This window comes from Actinokineospora fastidiosa (assembly GCF_014648415.1).
Taxonomy (GTDB): domain Bacteria; phylum Actinomycetota; class Actinomycetes; order Mycobacteriales; family Pseudonocardiaceae; genus Actinokineospora; species Actinokineospora fastidiosa.
Window position 1 is genome coordinate 1 of the sequence record NZ_BMRB01000014.1, and the last position, 17,567, is coordinate 17,567.

The window sequence follows — 17,567 nt, forward strand, 5'->3', positions numbered from 1 at the left end:
TCGGGTGTTGGGCGGTGGGTCTGGAGCTTGCGGCGGCGAGGGGGATCGCGGTTGGGTTTCGCCGTCTGGTCGGGGGCTTCGGGTGGAGGGGCACGCGAGGTAGGGCGGCCGGGGTCGGATGGTGGGGGCCTGGGGCGGCGAGGGGGATCGCGGCTGGGTTTCGTCGTCTGGTCGGGGATTTTGGGCGGCGGGGCGTGTGAGGAAGGGGCGCCCGGAGCGGGGTTGGATGGCCGGTTGCCGCCGAGTGGCGGTCGGGGTGTGACGTGAGGGGGTTGTCGGCGCGGGGCCGGGTGTTCGCCACTGCGGGCGGGGTCGCGTTTCTCACCGCGGCGGACAACACCGTCGTGGCCGCGGCGGCGCCGTCTATTGGGGGTGATCTCGGGTTGGGGCTTGCCGCGACGCAGGCGATCACGGCTGCCTATCTGGTTCCCTTTGCCGGGTTGCTGCTCTCCGCGGGGGCGTTCGTCGATCGGGTGGGGGAGCGCAGGGCGTTGCGGTTGGGGCTGTTCGGGTTCGCCGCGGGGACCGTGCTCGCCGCGCTCGGTGCGCGGTTCGGGGTTGGGGTCCTGCTCGGTGGACGGGCGGCGCAGGGGGCGGCGGCGGCGTTGTTGGTGCCTGCCGCGCTCGGCGTCATCCGGACCCGGCTGAGCGACCACGACCGGCCGAAGGGTGCGGCGCTGTGGGCGGTGTGCCTCGCCGCCGCGCTCGCGGGCGGGCCCGCGCTGGGTGGGCTGACCGCCGAGCACCTGCACTGGACCTGGGTGTTCTGGGGATTCCTGCCCATCGTCGCTCTCGGCGTCGCCGTGCTGCCCGAGCCCGCGCCGCCGCCGCGGCCGGGGCGGGTCGGGGTTCTCGGGGGCGGGCTGGCCGCCGCCGCGATGGCGTTGCTGACCGGCGGGCTGCTCGTCCTGGCCGACGGCCACGCCGTCGCCGGGCCGCTCGTCGCGCTGGGCCTCGCCGCCGCCGCGGCGTTCGCCGTGCGGGAGCGCCACGCGCCGATCCTGCCCCGCGAGCTCCTCGCCAGCCGCACCGTGCGCGTCACCGTCGTCGCCCAAGCGCTCTGGGGATTGGGGGTGACCGGCGTGTCCGTGGTGACCCCGCTGGTGCACCAGCGCTGGCTCGGCCTGGGCCCCGCCGAGGCCGCGCTGCCGCTGGCCGCGGTCGCGGGCGCGCTCATCCTCGCCGCGCCGTTCGTCCCCCGGCTGTCGCGGGCCCACGGCCAGGCCGCCGTGGCCGCGGGCGGGCTGGCCGTCGTCGCCGCTGGCCTGGTCGCCATCGCCGCCGTCGACCACATCCCGCTGCTGTGGCCCCGGATGCCCGGCCTGGTCCTGATCGGCATCGGCTCAGCGGCCACCGTCCCGCTCACCACCCTCGCCCTGGACGCGGCGGGGGAGCGGGCGGCGGGCGCGGTGTCCGGGCTGCTCGGCGCGGCCCGGGAGTTCGCTGGCGCGCTGGGCGTCGCGCTGATCGCGCTGGTCGTCGCGGCCGCCGACCTGGTCTCCGGCTACACCTGGGCGCTGGCGGCCGCCGCTGCCGGGCAATTGGCCGCCGCGGCGCTGGTGTGGACCTTGTGTCCGCTCGACAAGCCATCGCGGAATTCAGCTCATCAGGCTGACAAATCGACGGCCGCGCAATCGACCGCATGAGCGCGTCGTTGACGCGTCCCCGGCGTGACAATTAACGTGACGTTCCGAATTCGCCGAAAAAACGGTGGTGTGTTTTCTTTCATTTCCGGGGTGAAGGACAGAGCAGATGAGTTCACCGACCCTGCACGACCTCCCCGCGCTGCTGGGCGCGTGGGCCGCCCGGCTGCCCGACGCGGTTGCCGTGGACCACTGGGACTTCCGCACCCATTCCGGCGGCGCCCGGACGCCGATGACCTGGCGCGCCTACGACGAGCGCGCCCGCGCCGTCGCCGCCTGGCTGCAGCGCCGCGTCGCCCCGGGCGAGCCGGTGGCGATCCTGGCCGGGCAGACCCCGGACTACCTCGTGGCGTTCCTCGGCGCGCTGCGCGCCGGGGTGGTCGCGGTGCCGCTGTTCACCCCGGACCTGCCCGGCCACGCCGACCGCCTCGCCTCCTCGCTGCGCGACTGCGGCGCCCGCACGGTACTGACCACACAGGACAATGTCGACGGCGTCACCGCGTTCCTGCGGGCGAACCGCCTGCCCGACGACCGCGTCATCTGCGTCGACACGCTGCCCGCCGCGATCGGCCCGCACTTCGACCCCGTCCGGCTCGACCCCGACGCCGTCGCGTACCTGCAGTACACCTCCGGCTCCACCGGCAATCCGCGCGGCGTCATGGTCACTCACGCGAACGTCGTCGCCAACGCCCAGCAGGCCGTCACCGCCTACCGCGCGGTGCAGGGGACCGTCACGGTGAGCTGGCTGCCGCTGTTCCACGACATGGGCCTGATGCTCTCCGTGGCCGCCCCGCTGCTGAACGGCCTGCGCACCGTCCTGATGGACCCGCTGGCCTTCATCGAGCGCCCGGAGCGCTGGCTGCGCGCCCTGTCCGCCAACCCCGGCTCGATCTCCGCGGCCCCCAGCTTCGCCTACGCCTACTGCGCCTCCCGGGTCAACGACTGGGAGAAGGCCCGGCTGCGCCTGGACGGCGTGCTCGCCCTCATCGACGGCAGCGAGCCGGTGCAGGAGAACGCGATCGAGCGCTTCCGGGCCGCGTTCGCGCTCTGCGGCCTGCGCCCGAACGTCCACCGCCCCTCCTACGGCCTGGCCGAGGCGACCGTGTTCGTCACCGCGGCCGACAGCCCGACCGTCCGCTCGTTCGACCGCGCCGCGCTCGCCGCCGGGCGCGCCGTCGAGGCCGGGCCGGACACCGCCGAACCCATGCGGGTCGTCGCGTGCGGCGTCCCGATCGGCCAGCGGGTCGAGGTCGTCGACCCGGCCACCCGCCGCCCCTGCCCGCCGGGCCGGGTCGGCGAGATCTGGGTCAGCGGCCCGAACGTCGCCGCGGGCTACTGGGGCAGGCCGCTGGAGACCGCAGCCGCGTTCGACAACGAGCTCGACGGCGACGGCCGGTGGCTGGCGACCGGCGACCTCGGCGTCGTCGTGGGCGACGAGCTCCACATCACCGGCCGGATCAAGGACCTCATCGTCGTCGACGGGCGCAACCACTACCCGCACGACGTCGAGCGCACCGCCGAGACCGCGCACGCCGCCATCCGCCCGCGCAACGCCGCCGCGTTCGCCGTGACGGGCCCGGAGGGGGAGAGCGCCGTCGTGCTCGCCGAGTGGGCGAAGAACGCTGCCGAGCACGACACCGACGCGGTGGTGGCCGCCGTCCGCGCCGCTGTCGCCCGCCGCCACGGGCTGCCCCTCCGCGACGTGGTCCTGGTGCCCCCCGACTCACTTCCCCGCACGTCCAGCGGCAAGATCTCGCGCGCCGCCTGCCGCGACCGCTACCTCGCGGGCGCCCTCGACGCCGTGGCCACGGCATGAACGACATCACGGCGTGGCTGACCGCCTGGGTCACCGAGACCACCGGGGTGACCGACGTGCGCCCCGACCGCCCGCTGCACGAGTACGGGCTGTCCTCCCGCGACATGGTCCGCCTCGTCGCCGAGCTGGGCGACCGCGTCGGCGCCCCGCTCGCGCCGACCCTGGCCTACCAGCACCCGACGATCTCCGCCCTGGCCGCCGCGGTCACCGCCGAGTCCGGCGCCGCGCCCGTCGAGCGCGTCTCGGCGGCCCCCACCGAGCCCATCGCGGTCGTCGGCATCGGCTGCAGGCTGCCCGGCGGCGTCGAGGGCCCGGCCGACTTCTGGCGCCTGCTGGACGACGCCGCCGACGCGATCGGCGCCCGCCCGGACGGCCGGTGGACCGCCCCCGAGCACGTGCTCGCCGGGCTGCCGGTCCACGGCGGCTGGCTCGACGACGTCGCGGGCTTCGACGCGGGCTTCTTCGGCATCACCCCGCGCGAGGCCGCCGTCATGGACCCCCAGCAGCGCATCACGCTGGAGGTGGCGTGGGCGGCGCTGGAGCACGCGGGCATCGCGCCGAGCACGCTGCGCGGCAGCCGCACCGGCGTCTACATGGGAGTGTCCTCCACCGAGTACGGCACGTTCACCCTCGCCGACCCGGCCGCCGCCGAGGCGTGGGCCAGCTCGGGCGCTGCCGCGTCGGTCGTGGCCAACCGCCTGTCCTACCTGCTCGACCTGCGCGGCCCGAGCCAGGTGATCGACACCGCGTGCTCGTCGTCGCTGGTCGCCGTGCACACCGCGATCGCCGCGCTGCGCTCCGGCGAGGCCGACCTCGCGCTCGCGGGCGGGGTCAACGTGCTGCTCACCCCCGGCATCACCGCCGGGTTCCAGCGCGCGGGCGCGCTGGCCGCCGACGGGCGGTGCAAGGCGTTCGACGCGGCCGCCGACGGGATCGCCCGCGCCGAGGGCTGCGGCGTCGTCGTGCTGCGCCGCCTGTCCGACGCGCGCGCCGCGGGCGACCGCGTGCTCGCCGTCCTGCGCGGCAGCGCGGTCAACTCCGACGGCCGCTCCAACGGCCTGCTCGCCCCCAACCCCGCCGCCCAGGCCGCGCTGCTGGCCGACGTCTACCCCGAGGCGGGCGTCGACCCGGGCACCGTGGACTACGTCGAGGCGCACGGCACCGGCACGCTGCTCGGCGACCCGATCGAGGCGGGCGCGCTGGGCGCCGTGCTCGGCGCGGGCCGCGACCGGGACCGGCCGCTGCTGCTCGGCTCGGTCAAGTCCAACCTCGGCCACCTCGAGGCGGCGTCCGGCATCGCGGGCCTGATCAAGGTCGTGCTCGCCATGGCGCACGGCAGGCTGCCCGCCAGCCTGCACTTCACCCGGCCCAACCCGCACATCGACTTCGACGGGCTCGGGCTCCGGGTCGTCGACGAGGGCCGGGACTGGCCCCGCTACTCCGGCCTGGCCTGCGCTGGCGTGTCCGCGTTCGGCTTCGGCGGCACCAACGCGCACGTGATCGTGGAGGAGTGGCCCGCGCTGCCCGCCGCCCCCACGGTCGACAGTGGACTTCCTGAGATCCTGGCCGTGTCCGGGCCGGACGCCGCAGCGGTGCGCGAGCGGGCCGCGGTGCTGGCCGACTGGCTGGAGACCGAGGACGCGCCGGTGGCCGACGTCGCCGCCGTGCTCGCCGCCCGCCGCGACCACCTGCCCGCGCGGGCCGCCGTCGTGGCCGCCGACCGGGCCGAGGCCGTCGCCGGGCTGCGCGCCGTCGCCGACGTCCGGACCGCCGCCGTGGACCTCGCGGGCCCGGTGTTCGTCTTCTCCGGCTTCGGCTCGTCCTGGCCCGGCATGGGCGCGAAGCTGCTGGCCGGCGAGCCCGCCTTCGCCGAGGCCGTCGCCGACCTCGACCCGCTGTTCCAGGCCGACGCCGGTTTCTCCCTGCTCGACGTGCTGAGCGCGGACGGCGACGCCGACGCCCTGCCGGACCTGACCGTCGCCGCGCCCGCGCTGTTCGGCATGCAGCTCGCGCTGGCCCGGCTGTGGCAGGCGCACGACGTGCACCCGGCCGCCGTGCTCGGCCACTCCGTCGGCGAGGTCGCCGCCGCGGTGATCGCGGGCGCGCTCGACCCGGCGCAGGGCCTGCGCGTGGTCACCGCCCGCTCGGCGCTGCTGGCCCGCCTCGACGGCGGCGCGATGGCCGCGGTCGAGCTGTCCGACGCCGAGTTCGCCGACCTCGCCCCGCGCTTCCCGGGCGTGGGCATCGCGGTGCACGCCGCGCCGGGCCAGTGCACCGTCAGCGGCGACCGCGATGGTGTCGCGGCCCTGGTCGCGCACGTGGAGGGCATGGGCAGGCTGGCGCGGCCGCTCAAGGTCGTCGGCGCGGGCCACTCCCCGGACGTCGACCCGTTCCTCGGCGAGCTGCGCGCCGCGCTCGACGGCCTCGCCGCCGCCCCCGCCGTCGTGCCGTGCTTCAGCAGCGTCCATGACGACCCGCCCGCGTTCGACATCGACTACTGGGCGGCCAACCTGCGCTCCCCGGTGCGCTTCCGGCAGGCCGTCGAGGCGGCCGCGGCCGCGGGCCACCGCACGTTCCTGGAGATCAGCCCGCACCCGATCGCCGCGGCGGCCGTCGAGCAGACCATCGGCGAAGGCGCGGTCATCGCCACGCTGCGCCGCGGCGGCGACTGGCCCCGCGCGGTGGCCGACCTGCACGTCGCGGGCGACTCCGCGGCCCTGCTCGCCCGCTACCCCGACGCCCCCGTGCTGGACCTGCCCGGCCCGGTCTGGCGGCACGAGCGGCACTGGACCGCGCCGCCGAGCGCGGGACCGGCCGGGCACCCGCTGCTCGGCGCGCACGTCGAGGTCCCCGACGACGGCAGGCACATCTGGCAGGCCGACCTCGGCGCGAACCCGCCGCCCTGGCAGCCCGACCACCACGCCTTCGGCGTCGGCGTGCTGCCCGGCACCGCGTTCCTGGAGGCCGCCATCGCCGCGGGCCGCCGGGCGACGGGCGCCGACCGGGTCGTGGTCACCGACCTCGCGCTGGCCGAGTTCCTCGCCCCGAACCCGGACACCGTCCTGTCGACCAGCCTGACCCGCGACGGCCGCGTCACCGTCTCCGCCAAGGGCAGCGACGCCGCCTGGGTCACCCACGCCACCGGCCACGTCGGCGTCGACACCGACGAGGACGTGCGCGCCCCCGCGGCCCCGGCGGCCCTCGCCCCGATCGACCTCTACGCCGCGTTCGCCGCCATCGGCCAGGACTACGGCCCGGCGTTCCAGGGGCTCTCGGAGGTCCGCGCCGCGCCCGGCTACGCCGCCGCACGGGTGGCCCTGCCCGACGCCGCTGGCGGCCACGGCGCCTACGCCGCCCATCCCGCCCTGGTCGACGCCTGCCTGCAGGCCATCGGCGCGGCCGCGCTCGGCCTGCCGGGCGTGCGCGGACGGCACGTGCCCACCGGGTTCGGGCGCGTCCGGCTGCTCGGCGACGTCCGCATGGGCACCCGGTGCGTGGCCGAGGCCGCGCTCGGCGACTCCGGCCTGCTCGGCGCGGTCTACCTGCTCGACGACGCGGGCACGGTCCTGCTCGCCGCGACCGGGGTGCGGGTCACCTCGGTCGCCGACCCGGACGGCGCGCGCACGCTGGAGTGCCGCTGGGAGCCCGCCCCGCTGCCCGTCGGGTCGGACACCCCGAGGACCGTCGCGTCCACAGTGGACGACGAGGACGCCAGCGACGTGGTGCTCACCCTCTCCGGCGACGGCAGGGACGTGACCGCGCGTGCGGCGCGCGCCGCCGCCCGGCTGGCCGAGCGCGCCCGTCCGCCCCGGCTCTGGCTGGTCACCGAGGGCGGCAACGGGCCCGAGCCCGGCGACCCCGACCTGGTCTGCCTGCGCGGCCTGGTCCGCGTGCTGGCCTTCGAGCACCCCGAGCTGCGCGCCACCCTGCTCGACGTCGACGCCGCGTCCGGCCCGGCCGCCGTCGCGGCCGAGGTCCGCGCGGGCCGCCCGGACGACGAGGTGGCCTGGCGGGACGGGACCCGGCTGCGCGCCCGGCTCGCCCCGGTGACCGTCCCCGACCAGCCGCCGCCCGTCGGCCCGGGGGCCTACCTGATCACCGGCGGCCTCGGCGAGCTCGGCGGCCACATCGCCGCGTGGCTGGCCGAGCGCGGCGCCACCCGGATCGTGCTGGCCGGACGCACCGCGCGGCAGGCCCCGGACGTGCCCGGCGTCGAGGTCGTCGTCGGCGACATCGCCGAACCCGGCGTCGCCGAGCGGTTCGTCGCCCACGCCCGCCGCGACGGCGTGCCGCTGCGCGGCGTCGTCCACGGCGCGGCCGTGCTGGCCGACGAGCCGGTCGCGGCCATGACCGACGACGCGCTCGCCCGGGTCTGGCGGCCCAAGGCCGAGGGCGCGCTGCGCCTGCACGACGCCGTCGACGACCCGGACGTCTGGTGGCTGGCCCTCACCTCCGTCGCGGGCCTGATCGGCAGCCCCGGCCAGGGCGCCTACGCCGCCGCCAACGCCTGGGTCGACGCGCTGGCCGCCCGCCGCCGCGCCGCCGGGCTGCCCGCGCTGTCCATCGCCTTCGGCGCGTGGCGCGGCGCGGCGGCCGACGCCAGGGCCAACGCCGCGCTCGCCGACCTCGACCCGGCCGACGGCCTGGCCGCGATCGGCGCGCTCCTCGCCGACGGCCGCACCGGCGTGGGCGTGTCCCGCCTCGACGGCGCGCGCACCCTCGCCCTGTTCCCCGAGTTGGCGCGCAGGCCGTTCCTGGCCGCCGTCGCGGGCGCCCGGCCGGAACCCGAGCCCACCGGCTGGGCCGGTCCGGACGCCCTGCGCGCACTGCCCGACCCGCGCGGCGCGGTCCTCGACCGCCTGGTCACCGGCCTCGCCGCGCTCATCGGCGCCGACCCCGCGCGCGTCGACACGACCACGCCCCTGACCAGGATGGGCCTGGACTCGCTGATGGCGATGCGCCTGCGCGCCGCCGTCCAACGGGACTTCGACCGGGTGCTGCCCGTCCCGCTGCTGCTGCGCGGCGCGAGCCTGCGCGACGTCGCCGATCACCTCGGCGACGAGCTGGGCCTGCCGGCGGCCCGGACACCCCGCGCCGACATCGGCCCGCGCGACACCGCCGAGCGCTGGGTGGCCCGCGTGTGGACGGACGCGCTGGGCGCGCCCGTGACCGACGTGCACACCGCGTTCGCCACGCTCGGCGGGGACGCGGCCGCGCTGGCCGCGGTCCGCGCCGCGCTGGCCGAGCGCCTGGGCGCGGACTTCGCGGTGTCCGAGCTGGACACGGTCGCGGGCGTCGCCGACCGGCTGCGCGACGACCTGGAGCGGCCCACCTCCGGCCTGGTCCACACGCTGCGCGCGGAAGGGCGGCGGCGACCGCTGTTCCTGTTCCACCCGGCGGGCGGACCGACCACGGTGTACCAGCCGCTGGTGGCCGAGCTGCCGCCCGGCTACCCCGTGCACGGGTTCGAGCGCATCGACGACGTGTCCACAGTGGAGGAGAAGGCGGAGCGGTACGCGGCCCTGCTGCGCGGCATCCAGCCGCGCGGTCCGTACCGGCTCGGCGGCTGGTCCTTCGGCGGCGTGCTCGCGTACGAGACCGCGCACGTGCTGACCGCGATGGGGGAGACCGTCGAGCAGGTCGTGCTGATCGACTCCATCCTGCCGGAGCGCGGCGGGGCCGCCGAGGACGCCGCGCTGCTCGCGGGCCGCTTCGCCCGGTTCGCCGAGCACGTCGAGCGCACCTACGGCGTCCCGCTGGACCTGCCTGCCGACCTCGCCGACCGCGACGAGGACGCCCAGATCGGCTGGGTGATGGCCCGCCTCGGCGCGATCCCCGGCATCGGCGACGCGGTGCTGCGCCACCAGTACACGTCCTATGTGGACGCCCGCGTCGCGGAGCGGTACCGGCCCCGGCCGTACGGCGGCCCGGTCGTGCTGCTGCGCGCGACCGACCCGCACCCGCTGACGACCACGCTCGACCCGCGCTACCTGCGCACCGACGACACCCTCGGCTGGGACGAGTTCTGCGCCGACCTGACCGTCCGCAGGGTGCCGGGCGACCACCTGTCCATGATCGACCCGCCCGCGGTCGGCGTGCTCGCCCGCCTGCTCGACGCCGCGGTGGAAGCCGTGGAGGTCTGAGATGCCCGACGCGACCCACGCCCGGATCGAGGACCTGGTCCTGCGCGCCGACGAGGCGGTGCGGCAGGCCGAGAAGCGCGCGGCCGACCGCCAGCACCCGCGCGGCAAGCTCACCGTGCGCGAGCGCGTCGAGCGGTTCGTCGACCCGGGGTCGTTCGTGCAGATCGACGCGTTCACCCGGCACCGGGGCGGCGAGGACGACCGGCCCTACGGCGACGGCATCGTCGCGGGCCACGCCACCGTGGACGGGCGGCCGGTGTGCCTGTACGCGCAGGACTTCGCGGTGTTCGGCGGGTCGCTGGGCGAGGCGTCGGCGGCCACCGCGCAGAAGGTGCTCGACCTCGCGGTCAAGATCGGCTGCCCGGTGGTCGGCATCAACGACGGCGGCGGCGCGCGCATCCAGGAGGGCGTGGCCGCCCTCGCCGGGTACGCGGGCCTGGCCCGCAGACACGCTGCCGCGTCCGGCGTCGTCCCGCAGATCTCGCTGATCCTGGGCCCGTGCGCGGGCGGTGCCGTCTACACCCCGGCGCTGACGGACTTCACCGTCGTGGTGCGCAAGACCTCGTACATGGTCGTCACCGGGCCGGACGTCGTGCGCGCCGCGACCGGGGTCGAGGCGACCCTCGACGAGCTCGGCGGCGCCGACACCAACGCCACCGTCTCCGGCAACGCCCACCACCTCGCCGACGACGAGGACGACGCGCTGGACTGGGTGCGCACGCTGCTCGGGTTCCTGCCCGCCAACAACCGCGACCCCGTCCCGGAGTACGCCGACGACACCTCGCCCGGACTGACCGCCACCGACTACGAGCTGCGCGGCATCGTCCCCGACTCGGAGAACGCGGCCTACGACGTCACCGAGGTCGTCTCCCGCGTGGTCGACGACGGCGACCTGCTGGCCGTGCACGACGGCTTCGCCCGCAACATGTTCTGCGCGTTCGGCCGGGTCGCCGGGCGGACCGTGGGCGTGGTCGCCAACCAGCCCGCGCACAACGCGGGCGTGCTCGACATCGACGCCTCGGAGAAGGCCGCGCGGTTCGTCCGGTTCTGCGACGCCTTCGGCATCCCCATCCTGACCTTCGCCGACGTGCCGGGCTACCTGCCGGGCGTGGAGCAGGAGCGCGGCGGCATCATCCGGCGCGGGGCCAAGCTCGTCTACGCCTACTCCGAGGCCACGGTGCCGCTGGTGACCGTCGTGGTGCGCAAGGCGTACGGCGGCGGGTACGCGGTCATGGGGTCCAAGCACCTGGGGGCCGACGTCAACCTCGCCTGGCCGACCGCGCGCATCGCCGTCGTCGGCGCGGAGGGCGCGGTGCAGGTGCTGCACCGCCGCGAGCTGGCCGGGCTGAGCGGCGCGGCGCGGGCCGAGCGCGAGCGCGAGATCGCCGACCGGCTGCGGCACTCGCACAGCTCGCCGTACCTGGCCGCCGAGCTGGGCTACGTCGACGCCGTCATCGATCCCGCCGACACCCGCGTCGCCGTGGCCCGCGCCCTGCGGCTGCTGCGCGGCAAGACCGTCGGCGTCCCCTTCCGCAAGCACGGCAACATCCCGCTTTAGCCCGGAGGTCTCCCCATGTCCCGTGTCAGATGGATCGCGCTGGTGGCGGTGTTAGCCGCGGTCGCCGTGCCGTTGTCCGCGCCGTCGGAACGGGCGGAGGCCGCCCCCACCGCCGCGGTGGCCGACGACGGCGCGCGCGTGGTGTCCCAGACCCGCGTCGGCGAGCGCATCCTCGACCTGGAGATCCTCTCGCCCGCGCTGGGCGGCAAGACCGGGATGGTGCGGCTGCTGCTGCCGCGCGGGTTCGACACCCAGGACCGCACGTGGCCGGTGCTGTACCTGCTGCACGGCTGCTGCGAGGACGAGGACTACAAGTCCTGGACCGCCTACACCGACGTCGAGGAGTTCACCGCCGACAAGGACGTCATCGCCGTCCTGCCCACCGACGGCCGCGCGGGCATGTACTCGGCCTGGTGGAACTTCGGACTGTCGAACAAGCCGGACTGGGAGACCTTCCACGTCACCGAGCTGCGCCAGATCCTGGAGCGCGGCTACCGCGCAGGCGACCGGCGGGCCGTGGCGGGGCTGTCCATCGGCGGGTACGGCGCGATGGCGTACGCCTTCCGCCACCAGGGCATGTTCGGCGCGGCCGCGTCCTACAGCGGGGTCCCGAACACGACGCTGTACGGGGTGCCGAAGTTCATCCAGGGCCTGCTGACCACCGAGGGGCTGGCGGCGTTCAACCTGTGGGGCAGCGAGTGGCTGCAGGGGTCGATCTGGCGGGCGCGCAACCCGTACGACAACGTGGAGAAGCTGCGCGGGATCGGGCTGTACGTCTCGTCGGGCAACGGACGGGGCGGCCCGCTGGACCCGGGCGGCTGGGACCTGATCGAGCCGCTGTCGGAGCTGTCGTCGCGGTCGTTCACCGACAAGCTGCGCCGCTCGGGCATCCCCGTGACGGTGAACTACTACGGCGACGGCACCCACAGCTGGCCGTACTGGGAGCGCGAGTTCAAGGCGTCCTGGCCGGTGCTCGCCCGGGGACTCGGGCTGCCGTCGTGACCGCCGCCGCGTCCGAGCGCGGGCTGAGCGCCCCGCCCATCTGGGCCGAGCTGGTGCCCGAGGGCGTGGCGAAGGTCCGGCCGCTGGCCGGGAAGATGATCGCCGACGTGGTGGCCGCGGTCCGCGACGCCGTCCCCGACTACCGCCGCCCGCTCACCGGCAAGTTCCGCGAGGTGCTGGTGGGCGGGGTCGAGATGGCGATCATGCAGTGCTTCCGCTTCATCGAGGACCCGCAGGCGTCCCGGGCGGAGTGGCTTGAGGTGTTCCGTCACGCCGGGCGGGTGGAGTTCCTCGAGGGCCGCACGATGGACTCCCTGCAGACGGCCGTGCGCGTCGGCGCGCGCACGGTGTGGCGGCACCTCGGCCGCGCGGGCCAGGAACTAGGAATGTCCGCCGACGCCCTGCTCACCCTGGCCGAGGCGATCTTCGCCTACGTCGACGACATCTGCGTGGTCGCTGTCGCGGGCTACACCGAGGCCCAGGCGCAGGCGAGCGGGTCTTACGAGCGCAAGCGGCGCCAGCTGCTCAAGCTGGTGCTGTCCGACCAGCCCGGCCAGGCCCAGCCCCTGGCCGACCTCGCCGCCGCCGTCGACTGGCCGCTGCCGGGCTCGGTGGCCGTCGTCGTGCTGGAGTACCGCCCCGACCACCTGCGCATGCCGCCGCCGTCCCTGGGCCGGGATGTGCTGGTGGACCTGGAAAGCACGGACCCGTGCCTGATCCTGCCCGACCCGGACCCGGCGGCCGTGGACGCCCTGCGCCCCGCGCTGGCGGGCAGGCGCGCCGCCATCGGCCCCGCGGTCCCGCTGGCCGACGCCCACCGCTCGCGCGCGGTGGCCCGCAGGGCCCTGGCCCTGCGCCACCGCAGGATCCTCCCCGAGACCGACCTGATCCACTGCGACCGGCACCTGGGCACCCTCCTGATGTTCGCCGACGAGCCGCTGGTCGCCCACATGGCCGAACGCGTCCGAGCCGTCCTCCACCCCCTGACCACCAAGCAACGCGACCGCGCCGCCACCACCCTCCACGCCTGGCTCCGCGCCCGGGGCGACGTCAACACCGCGGCCACCCTCCTCGCCGTCCACCCCCAAACGGTCCGCTACCGCCTGACCCACCTCGAATCCCTCCTCGGCGACCACCTGGCCAACCCGGAGGACCGCTTCCTGATGGAGGTGGCCGCCCACGCCTGGCTCCCCCCAGCCCACCAACCGAAGCCCGCCGACCCCGGACCGGGCCCTGCCGACCCCGCCCCCGGCGCCTGACCCGCCCTGGTCTGCCCGGTGGGCCGCTCTGCCGAAACGACGACTCCGGGCTGGACCGAATCGCGGTATGACGGCCCGCCATGCCATGACGTGATCGGCGGCGGCTCGTCGCGGTTGGGGGACCGCCGGTCGCAGGTTGCTTTGCGGGATCGGGTCGGCCGGCTAGCGTGCGCCAGGTGACGGAGCCGCCACCGCCTTTCGCGACGGGACTGCGTGCCGCCATCGCCGGGGCGGGGGTGACGCTGGAGAAGTTGGCCGCCGAGCTGCGCGGGCGCGGCACGCCGGTCAGTCTGGCCACCCTCAGCTACTGGTGTTCGGGTCGCAGCAGGCCCGAGCGGGCGCGGTCGTTGGCCGCGCTCGCCGAGCTGGAGGACCTGCTGGGTTTGCCCGCGGGCGGGCTCCGCAGGCTGCTGCCCGAGCGCAGGCCGCGCGGCTGGGCGGCCAAGCGCGAGGTGGAGCCGATCACCGCGGCGGCGCCATGGCACCGCGTCGAGCAGGTGCGCAGGCTCCTCGACCGGCACGACCTGAGCCGGGACGGCCAGCTCAGCAGGCTCAGCGCGCACGACCGCGTCGAGATCGGGGCGGACCGGGTCAAGCGGGTCCAGCACACCCGGCAGGTGCTGCGCGCGGAGCAGGACGGCATCGACCGGATCGTGGTCGTCTGCTGGGGCGACGGGCCGGACTCGCCCGCGCCCGTGGTCGTGCCCGTCCGCAACTGCTCGGTCGGCCAGGTCGACATCGACGACGAGGCGGGGCTCGTCGCCGCCGAGTTGGTGTTCGACCGCCCGCTGGCCCGCCGGGAGACGATCGTGGTCGAGCACGCGCTGCACAGCGCCACGCCGCCGATCGCGGTCAGCCACCAGCGGATCAGCAGGCTGCCGGTGCGCGAGTACCTGATCGAGGTCTGCTTCCACCCGGCGGCGCTGCCGCACCACTGCGTGCAGTTCTCCGAGGTCGACGGCATGGAGCGGGTGCGCGCCGTCGACCTGGACTCCGAGTACACCGCGCACGCGCTCGGCCTCGACCTGCCGCCCGGCAAATATGGGCTGCGCTGGTCGTGGTAATCCCGTACACTGTACGACATGGTTGACGAGATCCTGGCCTGGTTCGCCGAGTACGACGCCCGCGCCGCCCGCGGGGACGTCGAGGGGCTGGCCGACCTGGCCACCTTCCCGCTGAACGTCGTGACCGACATCCCCGGCGGCACCGCCGCCGCGCGCACCTGGGACCGCGCCGAGTTCATCGCGGTGATGAAGGAGGTCGTGGGCGAGGGCGCCGAGCTGCGGTCCGTGCGCACCCCGCACCTGCTGGGAGACAACCTGGCCGTCGTCTTCACGGACGCGACCTACGGCGACGTCCAGATGCGCTACGCCGACATCCTGGTCCGGACCCCGGACGGCTGGGCGTTCCAGACCATGGTCCAGCCCGGCCACGGGACCGGGTGGGAGCGCTCCGAACGCGGCTGATGTGGCAGGCTCTCCCTGCTGGAGAGGAGACGCCCAGGTGATCACCGTTGTTGGCGAGGCGCTGGCCGACCTGATCGCAGGCCCGGACGGCCGCACCTTCGTCGCCCACCCCGGCGGGAGCCCGGCCAACGTCGCGCTCGGCCTCGCCCGGCTCGGCGCCCCCGCCCGGCTGGGCACCCGGGTGGGCGACGACCTGTTCGGCCGGATGGTCCGCGACCACCTCGCCGCCGACGGCGTCGAGGTGGTCGCCCTGCCCGCGCTGACCGGGCAGACCAGCGTCGCCTTCGCCGCCACGGACGCCGAGGGCGTGGCCGCCTACGACTTCCGGCTCGACTGGGACGTCACCGACCTGACGGCGTTGCCGGTGGGGACCCACCTGCACACCGGCTCGCTGGCGACCCTGCTGGAACCGGGCGCGGCCGTGGTCGAGGACGCCATGCGGCGCGCCCGGGCAGCGGGCGCGACCGTCTCGCTCGACCCGAACATGCGCCCCTCGCTGGCGGGCGAGCACGACGCGGCGGTCTCGCGCGTCGAGCGCCAGGTCGCGATGGCCGACATCGTCAAGGTCAGCGAGGAAGACCTGGAGTGGCTGTACCCCGGCGCCGACCCGGTCGAGGTCGCCCGGCGGTGGGCAGACGGGCCCGCGCTGGTCGTGGTGACGCTCGGCGCGAAGGGCGCGCACGCGGTCTCCGGCGGCGCGGAGACCGCCCGGCCCGGGCCCGAGGTGGCCGTCGTGGACACCGTCGGTGCTGGCGACGCGTTCATGGCGGGCCTGCTGCGCTGGCTGTCCGGCCGCCTCGGCGCGATGTCCGCCCTGGACGAGGCCGCGCTGGCCGCCGCGCTGGACTTCGCCAACACCGTCGCCGCCCGCACGTGCGCCCGGCCCGGGGCGGACCCGCCGCGGCCCGCCGACCTGGCCGACGTGTGGGGACTGTTGCCCTGACGGTGACGCGCCTACCGCCGAAAGGGCGAAACCCGCGCGCCACGCGAGGGAGCAGGCCGTCCGCGGCGTGACCTGGAGTCCGGGGTTGGGTACGGTGCGTGTCCAAGGCTTCAGTCTCGACGGGGGAGCGCATGCCCGAACGGCCCGCGCGCAGCGGTGTCATCGACTTCGACCGGCCCAACCAAGCCCGGTTGGTCGACGCGCTGCTCGGCGGCCGCGACAACTACGCCGCCGACCGCGCGCTGGTCAGCCTCCTCCTGGAGGTCGACCCCGGGGCCAGGCAGGCGGCCCGCGACCACCGCGACTGGGTGCTGCGCTGCCTGCGCCTGCTGGCGACCGCGCACGGCGTCGACCAGTACATCGACCTGGGGTCCGGCCTGCCGACGACGGACAACACCCACCAGATCGTGCAGCGCCACCGGTCGGACGCGCGCGTCGTCTACGTGGACAACGACCCCGTGGTGCAGGCGTACGGGCGGGCGCTGCTAGAGGACAACGATCTCACCCACATGGCCCCCTGCGACCTGACCGACCCGCACGCCGCGCTGTCGGCGCCGGAGTTGGCCCGCGTCATCGACTTCGACCGGCCGATCGGGCTGATGATGTGCTCGGTCATCCACCACATCCTGGACGACGCCGTCGCCGCCAAGGTCGTCCGCGGCTGGGTGGACCTGCTGCCCAGCGGGTCGTACGTGCTGCTGACCCACCAGTGCGACCCGGAGGACGGCGGCGAGCACAGCGCCCTGGCCCACCGGCTCGACGCGGCGCTGCGGGACACCCCGATCGCCGGGGTGCACCGCAGGCGGGCCACGATCGAGGGCTACCTCGACGGTCTGGAAATGGTGGAGCCCGGCCTGTCGTTGTTGCATGAATGGTGGCCGGACGGACCGCGGATGCTGCCGCTGACCGGCATGAACCACCTCATGCTCGGCGCGGTGGCCCGCAAGCCCTAACGCGGCTCGGTCAAGGCGCGGTGCGCGAGGAGCGTGCCGCCCGCCATCGCCGCGGGGAAGACGACCAGCGCGGCCAGCGGGATCAGGCACAGCAGGTAGACCGGCGTGCCGAAGCCCAGCGTCATCGCCCGCCGCCCCTTGAGGGCGCGCCGCCGCTCCTTGAGGCCCTGCCCCCTGCGCACGAACGGGATGGCCGTCAGCTCCACGGCCAGCAGCCACGCCCCGACGAGCACCGCCAGCACCGGCACGACCACCTGCCCGACCACCGGCACGAAGCCCAGCGCGAACAGCACGATCCCCCACAGGACGATCCGGGCGATCAGCAGGACCGCGTCCCGGACGCCGATCCACGCCGAGCGGCCCCAGCCGACCTGCTGGGCCGACGGCACCCCGCCCAGCTCGGTGTCCTCCACCTGCTCGGCGATGCTCTCGTAGAACGGGCCGCCGATGATCAGCGTCAGGGCGCCGAACACCAGCACCGACACGGCGACGGCGAGCACAGCGACGGAGATCCCGACGCCGATCCGCAGAATTGTCTGCCAGGTCTGCGACCATCCGTCGGCGAACGGGGTCATCCAGCTCACCAGGTCGCCGAGGTTCACCGCCAGCGCGACCAGCCCGCCGAACAGCACCAGGCTGCTCAGCAGGGCGGGGACGGCCCCCTTCAGCAGCATCGACCCAGACGACAGGACCAGCCGGAAACCCCTGGCCAGCAGCCCTACCCCGACCCCGAACTCACGCACCGCGTTGATCACCGGCGCAGTGTAGTGCCCCGGCCCCGCTG

At 75.6% G+C, this 17,567-nt stretch carries 11 protein-coding genes; 10 read left to right on the plus strand and 1 reads right to left on the minus strand.

What is annotated here, in order from left to right; all coding sequences use genetic code 11:
* Positions 1-263 precede the first annotated feature (263 nt).
* From IEY98_RS31945 to IEY98_RS31990, 10 genes are all read left to right on the plus strand, one after another.
* Positions 264-1,646 (plus strand): MFS transporter, encoded by a 1,383-nt coding sequence (locus IEY98_RS31945; protein WP_189214440.1) that lies wholly within the window; start codon positions 264-266, stop codon positions 1,644-1,646.
* 106 nt (positions 1,647-1,752) lie between these two features.
* Complete coding sequence (locus tag IEY98_RS31950) at positions 1,753-3,459, plus strand: fatty acyl-AMP ligase (protein ID WP_189214441.1); 1,707 nt, start codon at positions 1,753-1,755, stop codon at positions 3,457-3,459.
* Positions 3,456-9,602, plus strand: coding sequence for a type I polyketide synthase (locus IEY98_RS31955; protein ID WP_189214442.1), 6,147 nt, complete (start codon positions 3,456-3,458; stop codon positions 9,600-9,602). Before IEY98_RS31950 ends, IEY98_RS31955 begins: the two co-directional genes overlap by 4 nt.
* Position 9,603: 1 nt before the next feature.
* Positions 9,604-11,160 (plus strand): acyl-CoA carboxylase subunit beta, encoded by a 1,557-nt coding sequence (locus tag IEY98_RS31960; protein ID WP_189214443.1) that lies wholly within the window; start codon positions 9,604-9,606, stop codon positions 11,158-11,160.
* 15 nt (positions 11,161-11,175) lie between these two features.
* Positions 11,176-12,162, plus strand: a complete 987-nt coding sequence (locus tag IEY98_RS31965; protein WP_189214444.1) for an alpha/beta hydrolase — start codon at positions 11,176-11,178, stop codon at positions 12,160-12,162.
* Positions 12,159-13,421 (plus strand): PucR family transcriptional regulator, encoded by a 1,263-nt coding sequence (locus tag IEY98_RS31970; protein WP_189214445.1) that lies wholly within the window; start codon positions 12,159-12,161, stop codon positions 13,419-13,421. The genes IEY98_RS31965 and IEY98_RS31970 overlap by 4 nt, the downstream gene beginning before the upstream one ends.
* Before the next feature lie 176 nt (positions 13,422-13,597).
* Positions 13,598-14,485, plus strand: a complete 888-nt coding sequence (locus IEY98_RS31975; protein ID WP_189214446.1) for a helix-turn-helix domain-containing protein — start codon at positions 13,598-13,600, stop codon at positions 14,483-14,485.
* 18 nt (positions 14,486-14,503) lie between these two features.
* Complete coding sequence (locus IEY98_RS31980) at positions 14,504-14,887, plus strand: nuclear transport factor 2 family protein (protein ID WP_189214447.1); 384 nt, start codon at positions 14,504-14,506, stop codon at positions 14,885-14,887.
* A 37-nt stretch (positions 14,888-14,924) separates the two neighbouring features.
* Positions 14,925-15,830 carry a carbohydrate kinase family protein gene (locus IEY98_RS31985; protein ID WP_189214448.1) on the plus strand — a complete coding sequence of 302 codons (906 nt, stop codon included), beginning with the start codon at positions 14,925-14,927 and terminating at the stop codon, positions 15,828-15,830.
* Between the two features lie 131 nt (positions 15,831-15,961).
* Complete coding sequence (locus IEY98_RS31990) at positions 15,962-16,783, plus strand: SAM-dependent methyltransferase (protein WP_189214449.1); 822 nt, start codon at positions 15,962-15,964, stop codon at positions 16,781-16,783.
* On the opposite strand, the gene IEY98_RS31995 is transcribed toward IEY98_RS31990, so the two are convergent.
* Complete coding sequence (locus IEY98_RS31995) at positions 16,780-17,538, minus strand: EI24 domain-containing protein (RefSeq protein WP_229787849.1); 759 nt, start codon at positions 17,536-17,538, stop codon at positions 16,780-16,782. The genes IEY98_RS31990 and IEY98_RS31995 overlap by 4 nt on opposite strands.
* Positions 17,539-17,567 lie beyond the last annotated feature (29 nt).